Below are 15,427 nucleotides of genomic sequence, written 5' to 3'. Positions count from 1 at the left end.
ACACGGAAGGAAGAGAATGCGCTGGATCGCGCTGGCCAGAGCTCAACTGAAGCGGGCAACCGACACGTTGTTCCCGCCCCGTACCGCCTCACCCGAACCGGCCTCTGAAGCGTTGCTCGTACGGGCGCCCACCGGAGGGGAGTGCTGGAACTGGGTCGAGCGACGGCAGATCAGCTGGCGGATAACGGGAGGCATCGGATATCCGTGCTGCGTCCTGCTGGAGCGCAGGACCGAGCAGGGGAAGTGGTCCGAGGCCGCGGTACTGGCCTCACAGGTGGACCCGCGCGCGCTGCGGGCGTCCGTCGTGGTGCCGGAGCTGCCCGAGGGACCGTACCGCGTACGCATCACCTCGCCCGAGCTGCCGCACGGCGCGTGCAGCCCGCCCCTGACCATCAGCCACAGCGGCACCGTCCACGCCCCCGCGGCGACGCGGTGACGCTGCGGGCCGCAGGTTTATGGCCCCGTGTCCATGGGCACTGCATGCCATGCGGCTGCTCCGCGACCGGCCCCGGATCCCGTTCGGCATCCACCTCACGCTGGTCTGCGACACCGCCGCGCGCCTCGACGAGGTCGAGACCGGTCTGGCCGACGGCGGACGCGACGACATCATGGATCCGACCGTGGCGTTGGCCGGGGAGTACGGCCTGGCGGTCCGGGTCTGGGGCGAACCCGGCCGCCAGATGCTGCGCCGGCGGGGCCTGCCGGTCGGAGGGCCGGCTCGTACGCCGCACCGACTACAGGACCGTCCAGCGGGCCCGGCTCGTGGGAAGGCAGCTCTAGTCAGTGACGGCCCGGTGCGTCGCCGCTTGAGCTGTCCGAGGCGAGTTCCAGCAGTCTGCGCGCCGTCTCGCGGGCATGGTCTGCCGCAGCACTGCCCTCGGAGACGGCGGCGGTGGTGATCGCGCCCTCCACGAGCAGGAGGAGCGCCCCCGCCAGCCAGTCGGCGTGGCCCGCATCGGTCACCAGGCGCGCCAGGTAGTCCTTCAGGGCGTCGACGTGGTCGCGGGCGGCGGCGGCCACTTCGTCCGATGTGGCGCCCAGTTCCCCGAAGGAGTTGACGAAGGCGCAGCCGCGGAAGCCCGGCTCCTGGAACCATGACCGCAGCCAGTCGAAGACCGCCAGGATCTGCTCCTCACCCGGCGGCCGGGTCTCGACGTAACGCGCAAGCGAGGCGCGCCAACGCACGTCGCGGCGACGCAGATACGCCTCCACCAAATGACCCTTGGAAGGGAACAGCTGGTAGAGGCGCTTGAGGGAGGCCCCCGACGCGTCGCGGATCTCGGCCATGCCGACCGCCTGCAGCCCACGCCCGTAGAAGAGCGTCTCGGCTGCGTCGAGGATGCGGGTCTCTTGTGCCGCGGCTTCCATGCCAACTCTCCCCTTGCAAGAGAATCACTGTTCTCTTAGGCTACTGCAGGCCGGGAGAATGCTCATTCTCCCGCCTGCGAAGGGGAGAGCCATGACCGACAAGAGGCCGCCGTTCCCGCCGTTCACCGCCGAGACGGCTCTGCGGAAGGTCCAGGCGGCCGAGGACGGGTGGAACAGCCGGGACCCGGAGCGGGTGTCGCTCGCCTATACGGAGGACTCCGAGTGGCGCAACCGCGACACGTTCCTGCGCGGGCGCGCGGAGATCGTGGAATTCCTCCGCGACAAGTGGCAGCGGGAGCTGGACTACCGCCTGCGCAAGGAGCTGTGGGCCTTCACGGACAACCGCATAGCCGTCCGCTTCGAGTACGAGTGGCACAACGACGAGGACCAGTGGTTCCGCAGCTACGGCAACGAGAACTGGGAGTTCGACGAGAACGGCCTGATGCGACGCCGCTACGCGAGCATCAACGACCTCGCCATCGCGGCGGACGAGCGACGCATCGCCTGAAGCACAAGAGGAAGCCCGATGGACTCCGCCGACGAGCCGGAGCATCGGGCTCCTCCCCCGAAGCGCCGGGCCGGCCGGTCAGCCGATTCAGCCCGGCCAGGTTCCCGTCAGGCGATGTACGGCGGTGGCGCCGCCGCGGTCGACCGCCGCCTTGACCGCCGCGAAAATCGCGCCCTGCACGGCGGCGGCGATCACGACCTCCCGCCAGCCGCGCTCCATGTCAGTGGCGTCGGGGGCGTCTTCGTCGTGACCGATGACCTTCCACACCTGCTTGAAGACCATGCCGGCCAGTGCGCCACTCACGGCGCCCATCACCAGGCCGACCGGCTTGTACGCGACCTTGGACGCTTTCATCAGCACCTCCTGCTGCGTCGCGTGGCTGCGACAACGATTACGGCGGCGAGCGCGGCGAAACCGGCGAACACGAGCAGATCGCGGCCGGGGCGCGTGGCCCTGCCGACGAGCCGGCCCTCTCGCGCACCGGGCTCCGAACTCCTGCCGTGGAGCTTGCGTCCCAGGATGAGAGCGGTGTCCGTCAGCTGCTCGTTGGCAGAGGCGGCCTTGTCCCGTACCGGCCCGGGGGTCTTGTCGTGCGCCGTATGGAGGGCATGCGCGGCCTTGTCATGCATCACGCTCTTGACCTTCGCCGCCTTCTGCTGTGCCTGCGCCTTTACGTCGGCCTTGGCTGCCAGCGCTTCGACCGTGCGGCCCAGCTCCTCGCGGGTCTTCTCCACCTGCGCCCGCAGTTCGTCGGGGTCGGGCGAGGAACCGTTGCCCTTTGCCTTTGTCATCGACGTGCCCTCTCCTTGATCTCGGCCACGTCGGCCTTGACGCTGTGGATGGCCTGCTCCGGAGTGGCCGGCGTGGCTCGGCTGACCTGCTTCTTGCCCACGGCGGCGAGTACCGCCGTCACGACGAGCAGGGCGCCGGTGACGACCAGTGCCGCGAGCCACAACGGCCAGACCAGGTCCAGGGCGATGATCGCGGTGGCCACGATGGCCTGCAGGGCCAGCAGACCCACCACGCCGGCTCCGCCCAGCAGACCGCCGCCGAGGCCGAACCGTTTGCCCTTCTGCTGCATCTCGGCCTGCGCCAGGCGCAACTCCTGCCGCATCAGCTGGGAAATCTGTTCCGACGCGTGCTTGACCAGATCCCCCACCGACTCCTGGGTGTCCGCGTGGGGGCGTTGGTCCACTGACGTGCTCATCGTCGTGACCTGTCCTTTCCTCGACCTGCCCGCTGGTGGCTGTCAATCAAGTCGTAGCCCTTACTTCGTGTGCCCGCCAGCGGACAGCCCACGCGCCGCGGCCAACAGACCCGCCCTACAACAGGGCGCGGAGCACCAGGCGGGGCGCGTGATGCACCAGCAAGGCGCTGCCCACACCGATGGCGGCGCCGGCCACGACGTCACTGGGGTAGTGCGCGCCCGCCTGGACCCGCTCCAGGGCCACCATCACGGTGGGAACCGCGGCTGCCGCCCCCACCCACGGCGAGGTGAAGGCCACCGCGGTGGTGAAACCCACGGCGGCGGCGGTGTGTCCGGACGGGAAGGACGAGGTGTCCGGACGGTTCTCGACATCGTCGTGCGGGATCATGTCCGCGGGGGGCCTTCGCCGCTCGTACAACTGCTTGCACACCGCGTTCGACACCACTTGCGCACAGAGCATGCTGACCACTCCCCCGGCCGCGGCCTTGCGCTGCGACGCGCCTCCCGCCACAGCCATGGCCAGGGCCGCGCCCCACCACAGTTTGGTCCGCTCGGCCGCAGCCTCCACCGCCGGGAGCACCTGGCGCGCCCAGGGCGAGTCCCAGGAGGCGGCGCGCTGGGTGAGCTGCCGGTCGAGGCGGCGCATGTCGTGGAGGAGACGCGTGACGGCCTGTTTCGACCGCCCGACGTCAACCCCGTCCACACCTCTGCTCAGGCGTCCCGGCACAGTCAGTCGCTGCCCATCTGCTTGCGGTCCTGATCAGTCCACTTGCGCGTGTCACGCGGTTCGACGTAGGGCTCCTCCTCGCTGGGGTGGCCGCCGGCGATGGCGCGTTCACGGGCCATCTCGGCGTCGAACTCCAGACCCAGCAGGATCGCCAGGTTCGTGATCCACAGCCACACCAGGAAGATGATCACTCCGGCCAGGGTGCCGTACGTCTTGTTGTACGAGGCGAAGTTCGCCACGTACAGCGCGAAGCCCGCCGAGGCGATCATCCAGATCACCAGGGCCAGGAAGCTGCCAGGGGTGACCCACCTGAAGCCACGGCCCCTGGCGTTCGGTGATGCCCAGTACAGCAGCGCGATCATGATGGTGACCAGCAGGACGAGGACCGGCCACTTCACGATCGACCAGACGTTCAGGGCGCTGTCCCCGATGCCCAGGGTCGTACCCAACTGCCGGGCGAGGCCGCCGGAGAACACCACGATCAGCGCGCTGACGCACGCCAGGATCATCAGCACCAGGGTCAGGACCAGCCGCAACGGCGTGATCTTCCAGACCGGCCGGCCTTCGGGGATGTCGTAGACCGCGTTGGACGTGCGGATGAACGCGGCCACGTAGCCGGACGCCGACCACAGCGCACCCACCAGACCGACGATCGCCAGGATCGATCCCGTGCCGCTGCCACTGGCCTGCAGTTGCTCGACCGCCCCGGTGATGATGTCGCGGGCGGAGCCGGGCGTCAGCTTCGTGATGTTGTCCAGGACGCTCTTGGTCGCCGACTCGCCCGCGATGCCCAGGATCGACACCAGCACCAGCAGTGCGGGGAACAGCGCCAAGATCCCGTAGTACGTCAGCGCCGCGGCGCGGTCGGTCAGCTCGTCGTTCTTGAACTCTGCCGCCGTGCGGCGCAGCACCGCGCCCCATGACTGCTTTCCCATCTGGGTGGGCTTGTCAGGAGCGTTCCGTTCCACCTGCGGGTCCGGTCCCGCACGGCTGCCGGACTCCCCGGCCGACCCGGCGTCATCCTGCCGGCGATCGCGCCCCTGATCGTCGTCTCCATGCTCTTGTCGCCACTTCGATGCCATGACCTACGAGTAACCCCAAAGTCCGGGTTCTGCACGTGGAGCCGACGCTCACCTCGCCGTTTTCTGAAAAACCGCGTGGCATTAGGGTGCCTCGCCCGTCTCGCCCGTCTCGTCCAAAGCCGCGCGCCGGCCTTCCGCGGCAGGGAATGATGTCGTGCATGCCTTCCCTGGTGCCGCCCTGCGTGCCTGCGGGCCGCCTCTCTGAACGCGATCAGCCGTCCTTGCCGGCCGAGGGGGATCTGCTCCTGCGCCCTTGGCGCCGTACGGACGCCGCCGCCCTCGCCGCGGCGTTCCAGGATCCGGGCATTCAGCGCTGGCATGCGCGGCGGGCCGACTCGCAGGACGAGGCCCGTGACTGGATCAGGCGGTGGCAGGAGAGCTGGCACGCCGAGACGGACGCCCAGTGGGCGGTCGTCCGTGCGGACAGCGACGAGTTGCTCGGCCGGGCCTCTCTGCGGTCGATGCTTCTGCCGGTGGGCCAGGCCGAATGCGCGTACTGGACCGTCCACGCGGCCCGCGGATCGGGCGTCGCTCCCCGCGCCGTATCGGCACTGGCGAGGTGGGCGTTCGAGGAGATCGGATTCCACCGGCTCGAGCTGGTCCACTCGGTCGCGAATCAGGCGTCTTGCCGGGTGGCCCTCAAAGCCGGCTTCGCGGCGGAAGGCACTAAGCGCAGTGCGCACCTGCACGCCGATGGATGGCACGACATGCACCTTCACGCGCGCATCAAGGAAGACGAGCACCCGGCTGGACCGCTGTGACAGTACGTCAGGGACGGCGTACAGCACCTGCGGCTCCTGCGGGGCGTAGCCGCAGGCCCGAGGACCACGCCGTCACTGTCCTCCTGCCGTACGACGCTGAATGCTCCCGGAGCACCGACGCACGCACCCTCGCGCTCGCGCACTGTCCAGGCGACGGCGGAGACGTCAGGCATGCACGCGAGCATGGCAAACAGCGCCTCCTGCCAGCGGGAATGTGCGGAAAATTCTCTTTGACTTCATCCATTTCCGACGAAATGATCCGGGTATGTCACGCACTTTTGATGACCTCGTATCGGAGGCCGAAGCCGTCTCGGTGGACGGCTGGGACTTCTCCTGGCTTGACGGCCGCGCCACCGAGCAACGCCCCTCGTGGGGATATCAGCGCACGATGAGCGAGCATTTGGCCCGCGCGTCCGCCGCCCTCGACATCCAGACCGGCGGCGGGGAGGTTCTCGCCGGAGCGCCGAAGCTGCCACCGGTGATGGTGGCCACGGAATCGTGGCCACCCAACGTCGCCAAGGCCACCAGGCTGCTGCACCCGCTCGGCGCCGTCGTCGTCGCGGACGCGGACGAACCCCCGTTGCCGTTCGCCGACGGCGCCTTCGACCTGGTGACCAGCCGTCACCCGGCGACGGTGTGGTGGGAGGAGATCGCCCGCGTGCTCCAGGGCGGTGGCACATACCTCTCCCAGCACGTCGGCCATTCCAGCGTCTTCGAACTCGTCGAGTACTTCCTCGGGCCGCAGCCCGAGGAAGTCCGCCGCGCACGCCATCCCGACGACGAACGCCGGGACGCCGAGGCGGCCGGCCTGGAGGTGGTCGACTTGCGATTCGAGCGGCTGCGGACCGAGTTCTTCGACATCGGCGCGGTGATCTATTTCCTGCGGAAGGTGATCTGGATGGTCCCCGGCTTCACCGTCGACCAGTACCGCGACCGGTTGCGGGAACTGCACGACAAGATCGAGAGTGAGGGGCCGTTCGTGGCCCACTCGACCCGCTTCCTCATCGAGGCCCGTAAGCCCGTCTGACTGGAATCGCGTGTCACGCGCGCGTTGCTGCTGCTACCTGCCGAAGGCTCCGGCGCTGTAGAGGTACAGAGCGACAACGCCGACCACGCAGGCCAGGACGACCCAGGAACTGAAGCTCGTGTGCCTTCCTCGCTGCCGCTGCTTGCCGGACCGTCTGGACCTTCTGGAACGCCTGGAGCCGTCGGCGCCCTTCGCGTGGCCGGCGCTCGACGGGCCCGCCACTCGCGGCGCCGCATCGACAGCGGCCTCCGCGAGCAGGCGGCGGCAGGTCGCGGCGAGCTCGCCCGTCCCGGCGGCGAGCGGCACTATCGCTTCCGAACGCGCCGGAGCCGTGGTGCCGCCGTCGAGGATGCGGCCGGCGCGCACGAGTATCTCGCCCCGGCCCCCCGCCGGGGCGAGACTGATCCAGCGCTGCACGTGCTCGCCCCGGATGACCACGCCCCCCGCCCGGTCCCGGTACACGGTGTGCTCACGCCACAGCACCTCGGCCAACTCACTGGCCGTATCCCTTAGTTGTCCACTCATTTCTCCCCCTTCGCCCCCACGGCAGGTCGATCAAGCAACGCACTCTAGCGGCAGGTTCACACCAAGTCCGTCGGCGGGGCCTGCGTACGCGGAGCGCCGCTGGGCGCCGCTGGGGGCCACGGCGGCGAGGTTCTGAGTCAGGACGCGAACCGGAGACGTCAGCTCCGGAGTCGGCCCATCTCCCGTTCTGCGCAAGCCCGGAAGTCGCGCGGTGGGCGGCCGGTGAGGCGCTGGACGGTGTCGGTGGTGCGGTCCTCGGCGCCTTCGGCGATGGCGCGGTCCATACCGGCGAGCATCGCGGCGAACTCGACGGGCATGTCGGCGGCCAGGCGGTCGCGCATCTGCGCGTAGGTCAGCCGGCGGTGGGTGACGGTCCGGCAGGTGACTTGCGTGAGGATGGCGGCGATGTCGCCGTAACTCAGCGCTTGTGGCCCGGTGATGATCAGGTCGGTGTTCGGGGCCTGCGCCTCGGTCAGCGCGTGCACGGCGACGTCGGCGATGTCGCCGGCGTCAACGAACCCGACGCGACCATCGCCGGCTGCCGTTCGGATGGTCCCGTCCGCCCGAATGGTCCGGGCGTGCGCGTGGTTGCCGGTGAAGTTCTGCATGAACCACGAGGGCCGCAGGACGGCCCACTCGGAGAACAGGCCCGGCAGGGCTTGGTGAACCTGCCCCACAGCCGGGCCGCCGATGGGGATCGCCGACGAGCTGAGCAGCACCGCCCGGCGGACTCCTGCCGTACGGGCCTGCTGGAGGAAGGGCAACATGACGGCTGCTGGGTCCCGAGCGCCGAGCGGCGGGATGAGGTAGACCCGGTCCACGCCTTCGAGGGCGCCTTCGAAGGACGCGGAGTCGTCCCAGTCGAACCGCACGGGACAGGACCCGCCCACGGGGGTGGCGCGCCGACTGGCGGCTTTGACACGCCGGCCTGCGGCGGTCAGTCGGGCGGCGACGCGGCTGCCGGTGGTGCCCGTGGCCCCGATGACCAGCGTGAACTCCTCGGACCCGCTCATCAGTTGTTCCCAGCAAAGTGGGTGGCGGAGGCTACGTGGCCGGGGTACTTCCCGTACAGGTCCATCGATGCGGCGCTCACGCTCATGGGTTGCTCCATCCCGTACGATGCGGACCGTCGGTCCGTTTTATGAGGGACGATACGGACCCACGGTCCGCTTCGCAACCGGAGGAATCGCATGCCCGACCGCAAGCCACGCTCGGACGCCACGCGCAACAGGCAGGCTGTCCTTGCGGCTGCCGATACGCTCTTCGCCCGTTGCGAGAGCCCTGAGACGGTCACCATGGCCGACATCGCGGCAGCGGCCGGCGTCGGCAAGGCAACGCTCTTCCGCGGCTTCGGTGACCGCACGGGCCTGATCCACGCGCTGTACGAGATGCGGCTCGCACCGATCAGGCTCGCCGCCGAAGAGGGACCCCCGCCTCTGGGGCCCGCCACTCCGCCACTCCAGCGCGTACCCGCCCTCCTCGACGCCGTCCTGTGCTTCAAGATTGACAACCGCCACCTTGCCCTGGCGCTGGAGGGAACCGGCGCCGGCAGCCCTTATGCGGCCGAGCACTACACCCGGTGGCACAGCACACTCCAGACCGCGCTGGAGCGAATTCCCGGGCTCACTGACAGCTCTTTCACCGCGCATGCCCTGCTCGCTGCCACCCGCGCCGACCTCGTCGAACACCTCATCGGCCGACAGCGGATGACTCGTGAGCAGATGCGGGCTCAACTGACGGCCTTCACCGCCCGAGTCCTGGACTCCCGTGCACCACTCGATTGACCCGGTTCAGGTTCGCTGCGGCCCCGGGCTCGTGAGGCGTCAGCTGTAGTCGAGTTCGATGTAGTCGATGTCGGTCAGCTCCACCTGGAGGCCGGGGGCTCGGCGGCCGCGGTCCTTGAAGTACTCCTCCTGAAGGCCTTCGGCGGCGATGCGCTGCAATTGCTGTTCGGTGGCGCCCGCGGCCTGCGCGTCGAAGAGGCGGCTCGCGTACGCGGGCGGCAGGTGCTGGGTGATGAGCCGCAGCCGGCTGTCGTCCGTAGTACCCGGCGCCGCGGTGAATCCGAAGCGCGCGCGGGTCTCGATCACGATCCCGGTGGTGCTGGCGGCCTGCTTCTTGGCGCGGTCACGGACCTTGGGCTGCCAGTTCTTGCCCACCTCGGCGACCAGGCGGGCGGCGAGGTCCTTGCGGGGCCGTTTGAACTGGCCCTTGAGGTAGCGCTCCACCGTGCGCTGGGAGGTGCCGAGCCGCTCGGCCACGGCCTTGGTGGAACCCTTTTCGTGCTTCACGAGGAACCGCATCTGTGCCTGCGCGGACTTCGGAAGAGGCCGGGTGAACGTGCTCGCTTCGGCCTTGTCGAGGCTGTCGCCAAGAATGCCCATCGCTGACCCCTGGTCTCCTATTCTCCGTCGGCCGACGCGTCGGTGCCCTTGATGTGCCGGGCGGGGTTGTGGCCTTGATCGAGCATCTGCACAGCCCACATCATCGGCTGGCTGCCCTCGCACTTGACCATCCCCGGTGAGACGCCGAGGCGGAATCCCCCGGGCAGTGGCTTGTCCTCGGGCGTGCGGGGCAGGAAATCCAGCGGTGAGGGGCCGTCGGACAGGTATACGGCGCAGTCGGAGAGCACGGCCACCGGGAAGAGTCCGACACCTGCGAGCTTGAGCATTTTGCGATGCATGTTGATCCGGGCGGCAGAGATGACGGCGGCGCGGATGTCGGGGCGCCAGGTCGGACGCTCCAGGGCCGGCCAGCGTTCGCCCGGCCGGTAACCCACGCCCTGAGGGCGCTCGCGGAGCTTGCCGATGCCGCCCTTGACCGTGGATTTGATCGCGGAAAGGACAGCGGCCTGCCCGACGTCGACCTGCTTGTGCCGGTCCATCGCCGCTAGGAACTCGGCCTCGCCCATTCCGGAGACGACACCGAGCTGTTCCATGGTCGCCATGTACGCGTCGCGCAGCCGCGAGTACCAGGAGTCCAGGTACGGTCCGTGCTCGCGGCGGACGTACGCCCGCTCAGGCTGTACCCGGTGCCCGAGTTCCACGGCGTAGGCGACGGTCGGCGTCGCGTACCAGGCGGGGCCGTCCGGCCGGACGCCGTGCGGGGTGAACGGGTTCGGAAGGCGCCGGTCGATCTCGATGTGGGACAGGTCTACGAGCCAGCTGCCGGGCAGCTTCGGGTCGAACGCCGGATTGTGGATGTGCGCGGCAGGGCCGAGGCCGACGTTCAACCGGTTCGCGGCGGCGGCGAACGCCATGTTGACGTCGATGCCGACGGCGTACGGCTTCGCGCACTCCTCGTCGGTGAGCAGCTCCGGATCGCGGATCCACTCGTACGCCTCTTCGTCGAGGACTTCGTCGGGGGTGCGCCGGTGGCCACGCGGGTACAGGGCGGTGACGACGGGGTGTTCGTCCGGGGCTTCCGGGGGCGCGGGGTCCACCGGGGCGGTGAGTGAACCGGGGTTCGGGCCGGACGACCACGCGCCGGTCGCCGCGTCCTTGACCGCGCGGGTCGGCGGGCGCAGCGCGGTCATCAGCTCCAGGCCGGACACGGCACAGGAACCGCGCGGGGTGATGACTCTGGTGGCGTACGCGCCCAGTACCTGGGCGAGTTCGGCAGCCGGCAGCCCCGCGGCCTCGCCCCAGGCGCGTACGTCGAGCGCGCCCCAGGGCACGATCGCGAACTGGACGCACTGGCGCCGGCCGGCCTGCGCCGGGCGGTACACCCTGGCCCAGGGTCCGAAACCGCGCCTGGTCGTCTTCCAGTTCGCCCGGACGATCTGCTTGTTGACCTTGTGGTCCTCGGGCAGGCGAAGACCTCGCCGGTCCTCCAGGGCAGCCGGGAGGCCGAGCCGCTCGGCGGCCGAGGCGGTGATGACGACCAGCGGGTCGGCGTCCTTGCCGTTGCGGTTCAGCCGGGGCGCTCCCAGCTGCGCCTCGGTAAGGGCCCAGTCGACCAGGGCCGGAACCGTCGTGGCCGGGCAGTCGAGCACCAGGCCGCCTACGCAGTACGCCGATCCGTCACCGTCGAGCACCGCGAGCGGGCCGTTGGCGAAGCGCGGATCGACGGCCACCGCGGTGTTGGCGGGCTCTCTCGTCGCAGGCCTCTTCGCGGCCGGGCGGCGCGACGCCGACGGCGTGCGGGCCGGGGGTGGCATCGCCGGGATCTCCGGCGCCGCAGGGGCGGTTGGCCGTTCTGGCGGAACGGCGGCGACTTGCGCCTCCTGCGCCGCGCGAGCGGTTCCCGGTTCGGGCGCGGCTGCCAGTTGGGTGGCGATGCCTTCCAGGAGCTTGGCGTAGGCGGCTCGGGTGGTTCCCTGAGGTTCGCTGCGGCCTGCTTCCCATCCGGCCACGGTGGTCCGCGTGACGTCGAGTGCGGCGGCGATCTCGCTCTGGGTGAGGCCGTAGTCGGTGCGCAGCCGGGCACGCTCGGCCGGCTCGGGCAGGTGAGTGCGGCGCGGCCCGGACTTCAGGAGGGCGTCGACGGGGTCGGGCTTGCTGGCCATGCGGCGCTTGCTCCTTCGGTGTAGTCGTCGTCAGTCGTTGTCGGGCGCGGACGTGCGGTGCGGGGCGGAGTCCAGGAACTCGCGCAAGTGCCGGCCGGTGAGGATGCGGGCGGGATTGCGGCCCGGGGGCAGCGGGAGTCTGTGACCCAGGGCCCACTGGAAGCGGGCGGCCGGTGCGAGGTCGAAGGCGTACTTGCCGCCCGCGGTGACGTCGGGCCGGGAGCTGACGATCCGGAAGGCCCCGACGCAGACGCCGCCGTCGACGAAGGCCAGCAGGAAGTCGCCGTGTTTCCCGACGGTCTGGGTGGAAAAACGCCACCACCGGGCCGCTCCTTCCGCAACGGTCTGGCCACTGCGAAGCGACTGCCTCACATCCACCGCGAGCATCCGTCCCCCGTCTCCGTCCCATGCCTTTCTCCGCAGAACGATTCGATCTTAGCCCAGAGCAACACCTTTTATCGGCGGATAAAAAGCGCGTCGGCAGTGGCCCCGACTCCCAGGCGGAGTTCAAGGAGAAGGGGGACGTGCCACCGCCGAGCACAGGCCTTCAGACGCCCCACAGGGTCGTACTCCTCGTCTTGCGTGGCCGATCTGTCGTCGGCGTTCAGCACATGGTGCCCGTGCTGGCCCCGCAAGCCGGACTGGCGCACCGTCACTCAAACGTGGTTCACAAGTGGCTCTCGATCTGGCTGCGGGCCTCTCGCAGAGCTCTCACACATGGTCATTTGGGAGAGTCGCCGTGGGCGGCGATCGTCACCCTGCTGTCCCGGGCGGCGGCATTGCGGCCACCCGGGACCAGGGCGTGCTGCATGGTTCAGACGGTTACGGGCCGGGCTGTGGGCAGGTGCCGGTCCGCCTTCGTCGTCTGCCGCCCGTCGCCGTCGACCTCGAAGTACGAGGCGCCGGCCGCGCTGGGGTACTGGCCGGTGACGTAGTAGTCGGTGGTGAAGCCGAGAGCGGCCTGGCTGCCGAGGGTGTCGCCGTTGGCCCGCACCGGCAGGAGCTCGTGGTGCTCCATCCACAGGCAGGCGGAGCTGTGCTCGGGGATGGTCAGGCCCCGGGTCTTTGCCTCCTCGCGCATGGTGGTGATGTTGGTGCGGCGCTCGTAGCCGAGCTCGATGGTGGTGGACACCGAGGTAGTGACGGTGGCCTCCACTCCGATACCGAAGGGCTTGCCGCCGGCGCTCACTCCCGCCGACATCCCGACGGTGATACCGGTGTTCTCGGTGAAAGTCTCCCCCTCCTCCTTGGAGACGCCGGTTTTGACCATCTGCGACTCCTCCTGCGGAACGGTGCCGTTGCGATTGTCGCGGTAGAGGATGAGCTCGAAGTGACGCTTGCGGCGAACCTTATAGAAGGGGGAGTTCTCCAGCTTCCAGTCCTCCTCGCGTCCACGGTCGTCGATCATGAAGTAGGGGACGGTGACGGTGCGGTCGGTGATGACGGTCGTCGCCGGCGGGCGTGCGTGCGAGGTCAGCTCCGGGATCTCCGGGCCGTCACGCTTCTCAATGACCGCCGGCAGGTCCAGGACCCACGTGGTCGGCGTCGGCGCCGGGGTGCCCGAGGAGGTGACGGCGGTGAAGTTCCCGCACGGCAGGAACAGGTGCTCGTCCAGGTCGCCGTCCGGATACGGCGGGTTGACGACCGACCACAGCCGCAGACTGCCGCTGTCGTAGAGCACCGTGCCGCACTCGCCCTGGCGCACATACGGGCGGCCGTTGTGGGTCTTCTTCACGCATGCCGTCCAGCACAGCCAGTCCGGGAACTGTTCAAGCTCATAGTCCCAGCGAAAGACGATGTCGCCGAGCGCGACGTAGCCCTCCGGCGGGATCGGGCGCCACACACCGTAGGGAAACTGTCCGTCCAGCGGCAGCTGGGCGACGCGTTCCCAGGTCACCGGCGGCCGCAGCAGACTGCCGTCGGCGGACACGTCCTTCAGCATCAGCACCCCGCCCTTGGGGTCCCTGTCGATCAGGCCGACTTTGTGCCCACTGGACAGCCGCTCCGTCGGCGTCGTGTGGCCGTCGTAACCAGTGAACGGCATGTGCGTCGATCCGATGCTTCCTCCTGTGCCCTGGGCCGTCCGGAACGACAGCTCAAGGTCTCCGTACCGCTGTGTCGTGGTCATAAGCCCACTCCTCCGAGGTGGCACGGCCGGACAGCAGCTACCCCGCGGCCGCACCGCATGCGACATCAAGCATCACTCTAGGTCACGATATGGACACCAATAGTCACACGCGCTAGGGGGGCGGCCGGTACCGGTGAGATTGATCGGGCTTGGCGCGGACCAGCGGTGCGAGGGAGAGACGAACTCGTCGGCTCCTCGGCGAACTCCCGTTTAGTGGGGCTCGGCACCGGAAGGACAGCACCGGGGTGCCGGCGACTTCCGTCTTGGCGCCGCCGCCGGGCTGACGGCGGCGCGGCGGCCCCGGCCGACGCGCAACGGCTGAGCGCGCCCCGATCCCCGGCCCGCGGCCGTGCCGCCCATCCCGCCTGCCCCTTACTCCTTCACTCCAGCCAAGGGACATGGGCAGAGCGGCCGCAACGGGGATCTCAGCGGTCCGACCACGGCGAAACCGCGTGGTGACCGGCGCGGACACGGGCACGGCTCTCCCGGGCGCGCAACAGTAGGCGCAACCCCAATCGCAACAGATGGCGCAACAAGTAGGCGCAACCCTGTCGCAACCTCGTGCTCCTGGCCGACCGGGACGCCCGGTCACGCGGCCTGGACGACTCCCCGGGCGCGGGCCAGCTGCCGCAACTCGGAGCGCGCCGCCGGCACCGAGGGGACGGTGTCCCAGTGGGGGTGCCACCACAGCCGTCCGGACAGGAGCAGCAGGCGGCGGCGCAGGGCGGTGGTGTCGCGGGGGCGGAGTGCGGCGAGCGCGGCGTAGGTGGCGTTCCAGGCGGCTTGCGTCTGCACCAGGTCGTCGGGGAAGTCGGTCACGTCCATATCGGCATTAGATCGCCTGTTCGAATTCCCTGTCATCTCGGACACACCCCGTCCGACCAGCCGTGGTTGTCCCCTGCCATCGCACCTTGAGCATGTGCCATCGAACTTTGACCAGTCGCCGCGAAGGGTCGAACACAACGACGCTGGCCTTCGGACTACCCGGGTGTCCGGGCAGTCCGAAGATCAGCGGTCGCGGTTCCACCAATCCACGGTCTCCAGCGTCAGCACCTTCTTCTCCAATGCCTCTGCCGCATCGCCGCTCGCGGTGACAGCCCAACAGACATGCAGATCCGCCCATGCCAGCGCGGCCTTGCCCCAATCAGTCGCCCGCTTGGGCCGGCCCGTTTCGACTTCCGCCAGGCGCTCGCGCAACCAGCTGGCATCCGCCAGCGCCCGGTCGAAGACTGCTTCGCCGAGCCCGGAGGCCAACGCCTTGCCACTGGTGTAACGCCGCAACCTACCCCGCAGCCCCTGACCCGACCGCTCCCCAGCCCTGCCCACGTACACCACAGGGCCTGTCGCACCCTGCCGGGCGAGGTAAACACCAGGCAGCAGCGGCACCTCGGCGACACTCAGCGGTACCCAGTCTGACCAGCTAGCCGCATCCGAGAGCTCCTGACCAAGCGGCTTCCCCACCCCGCCCCCCTTACTGACTAACCGCCGGAGGATCACTGAAGCTCCGCCATCTTGAAGTGGCTGGTCCGCGGGGTGGCGTGACCCCGTTTCGGGCTGCTCGTACTGGTCGCGGGCGGCAGTCTGGGG

General features: G+C 69.4%; 18 protein-coding genes and 2 pseudogenes. 6 read left to right on the top strand and 14 right to left on the bottom strand.

Going from position 1 to position 15,427, the window contains the following annotated elements; translation table 11 throughout:
- Window positions 1-16: 16 nt before the first annotated feature.
- Both ABZX79_RS10655 and ABZX79_RS10650 read left to right on the top strand, forming a co-directional pair.
- Entirely contained in the window at window positions 17-436 is a 420-nt protein-coding gene (locus ABZX79_RS10655; RefSeq protein WP_355254356.1) for a hypothetical protein, read from the top strand.
- Window positions 437-455: 19 nt separating this feature from the next.
- Window positions 456-707, top strand: a pseudogene (locus ABZX79_RS10650) (hypothetical protein); the annotation flags it as partial.
- A 73-nt stretch (window positions 708-780) separates the two neighbouring features.
- On the opposite strand, the gene ABZX79_RS10645 reads toward ABZX79_RS10650, so the two are convergent.
- Window positions 781-1,368 carry a TetR/AcrR family transcriptional regulator gene (locus ABZX79_RS10645; RefSeq protein ID WP_355254354.1) on the bottom strand — a complete coding sequence of 196 codons (588 nt, stop codon included), beginning with the start codon at window positions 1,366-1,368 and terminating at the stop codon, window positions 781-783.
- Window positions 1,369-1,459: 91 nt separating this feature from the next.
- Here ABZX79_RS10645 and ABZX79_RS10640 point away from each other — a divergent pair, with 91 nt between their 5' ends.
- The gene (locus ABZX79_RS10640; RefSeq protein ID WP_355254352.1) at window positions 1,460-1,876 is read left to right on the top strand and encodes a nuclear transport factor 2 family protein; all 417 of its coding nucleotides are present in this window, start codon (window positions 1,460-1,462) and stop codon (window positions 1,874-1,876) included.
- An 87-nt stretch (window positions 1,877-1,963) separates the two neighbouring features.
- Here ABZX79_RS10640 and ABZX79_RS10635 read toward each other — a convergent pair whose 3' ends face one another.
- From ABZX79_RS10635 to ABZX79_RS10615, 5 genes and pseudogenes are all read right to left on the bottom strand, one after another.
- Entirely contained in the window at window positions 1,964-2,230 is a 267-nt protein-coding gene (locus ABZX79_RS10635) for a DUF4235 domain-containing protein (protein WP_355254350.1), read from the bottom strand.
- Window positions 2,230-2,667: a DUF3618 domain-containing protein gene (locus tag ABZX79_RS10630; protein ID WP_355254348.1), complete on the bottom strand. Its 438-nt coding sequence runs from the start codon at window positions 2,665-2,667 to the stop codon at window positions 2,230-2,232. Before ABZX79_RS10630 ends, ABZX79_RS10635 begins: the two co-directional genes overlap by 1 nt.
- Window positions 2,664-3,083, bottom strand: a complete 420-nt coding sequence (locus ABZX79_RS10625; RefSeq protein WP_355254346.1) for a phage holin family protein — start codon at window positions 3,081-3,083, stop codon at window positions 2,664-2,666. Before ABZX79_RS10625 ends, ABZX79_RS10630 begins: the two co-directional genes overlap by 4 nt.
- A 115-nt stretch (window positions 3,084-3,198) precedes the next feature.
- Window positions 3,199-3,729 carry a phosphatase PAP2 family protein gene (locus ABZX79_RS10620; protein ID WP_355254344.1) on the bottom strand — a complete coding sequence of 177 codons (531 nt, stop codon included), beginning with the start codon at window positions 3,727-3,729 and terminating at the stop codon, window positions 3,199-3,201.
- A gap of 83 nt (window positions 3,730-3,812) precedes the next feature.
- Window positions 3,813-4,793, bottom strand: a pseudogene (locus tag ABZX79_RS10615) (YihY/virulence factor BrkB family protein); the annotation flags it as partial.
- 257 nt (window positions 4,794-5,050) lie between these two features.
- On the opposite strand from ABZX79_RS10615, the gene ABZX79_RS10610 reads away from it, so the two are divergent.
- Both ABZX79_RS10610 and ABZX79_RS10605 read left to right on the top strand, forming a co-directional pair.
- Window positions 5,051-5,653, top strand: coding sequence for a GNAT family N-acetyltransferase (locus ABZX79_RS10610; RefSeq protein ID WP_355254342.1), 603 nt, complete (start codon window positions 5,051-5,053; stop codon window positions 5,651-5,653).
- A gap of 265 nt (window positions 5,654-5,918) precedes the next feature.
- Entirely contained in the window at window positions 5,919-6,680 is a 762-nt protein-coding gene (locus tag ABZX79_RS10605) for a class I SAM-dependent methyltransferase (protein WP_355254340.1), read from the top strand.
- A 33-nt stretch (window positions 6,681-6,713) separates the two neighbouring features.
- Here ABZX79_RS10605 and ABZX79_RS10600 read toward each other — a convergent pair whose 3' ends face one another.
- Both ABZX79_RS10600 and ABZX79_RS10595 read right to left on the bottom strand, forming a co-directional pair.
- Window positions 6,714-7,205, bottom strand: coding sequence for a hypothetical protein (locus ABZX79_RS10600; RefSeq protein WP_355254338.1), 492 nt, complete (start codon window positions 7,203-7,205; stop codon window positions 6,714-6,716).
- 158 nt (window positions 7,206-7,363) lie between these two features.
- A complete protein-coding gene (locus ABZX79_RS10595; RefSeq protein ID WP_355254336.1) occupies window positions 7,364-8,218 on the bottom strand; it encodes an NAD(P)H-binding protein in 855 nt (284 codons plus the stop codon).
- A gap of 177 nt (window positions 8,219-8,395) precedes the next feature.
- On the opposite strand from ABZX79_RS10595, the gene ABZX79_RS10590 reads away from it, so the two are divergent.
- Window positions 8,396-8,989: a helix-turn-helix domain-containing protein gene (locus ABZX79_RS10590; protein WP_355254334.1), complete on the top strand. Its 594-nt coding sequence runs from the start codon at window positions 8,396-8,398 to the stop codon at window positions 8,987-8,989.
- A gap of 39 nt (window positions 8,990-9,028) precedes the next feature.
- Here the strand turns inward: ABZX79_RS10590 and ABZX79_RS10585 are convergent, their stop codons facing one another.
- From ABZX79_RS10585 to ABZX79_RS10560, 6 genes are all read right to left on the bottom strand, one after another.
- Window positions 9,029-9,589: an XRE family transcriptional regulator gene (locus ABZX79_RS10585; RefSeq protein ID WP_355254332.1), complete on the bottom strand. Its 561-nt coding sequence runs from the start codon at window positions 9,587-9,589 to the stop codon at window positions 9,029-9,031.
- A 17-nt stretch (window positions 9,590-9,606) separates the two neighbouring features.
- The gene (locus ABZX79_RS10580; protein ID WP_355254330.1) at window positions 9,607-11,712 is read right to left on the bottom strand and encodes a helix-turn-helix domain-containing protein; all 2,106 of its coding nucleotides are present in this window, start codon (window positions 11,710-11,712) and stop codon (window positions 9,607-9,609) included.
- A gap of 30 nt (window positions 11,713-11,742) precedes the next feature.
- Window positions 11,743-12,084: a hypothetical protein gene (locus ABZX79_RS10575; protein WP_355254328.1), complete on the bottom strand. Its 342-nt coding sequence runs from the start codon at window positions 12,082-12,084 to the stop codon at window positions 11,743-11,745.
- Between the two features lie 442 nt (window positions 12,085-12,526).
- Complete coding sequence (locus ABZX79_RS10570; RefSeq protein ID WP_355254326.1) at window positions 12,527-13,840, bottom strand: hypothetical protein; 1,314 nt, start codon at window positions 13,838-13,840, stop codon at window positions 12,527-12,529.
- Window positions 13,841-14,428: 588 nt separating this feature from the next.
- Window positions 14,429-14,665 (bottom strand): hypothetical protein, encoded by a 237-nt coding sequence (locus ABZX79_RS10565; protein ID WP_355254324.1) that lies wholly within the window; start codon window positions 14,663-14,665, stop codon window positions 14,429-14,431.
- A 183-nt stretch (window positions 14,666-14,848) separates the two neighbouring features.
- Entirely contained in the window at window positions 14,849-15,121 is a 273-nt protein-coding gene (locus ABZX79_RS10560; RefSeq protein WP_355254322.1) for a hypothetical protein, read from the bottom strand.
- Window positions 15,122-15,427 lie beyond the last annotated feature (306 nt).

This window comes from Streptomyces sp. NPDC002994 (assembly GCF_040611155.1).
Lineage (GTDB): Bacteria > Actinomycetota > Actinomycetes > Streptomycetales > Streptomycetaceae > Streptomyces.
This window is presented reverse-complemented; position numbering and strand designations above follow the sequence as displayed.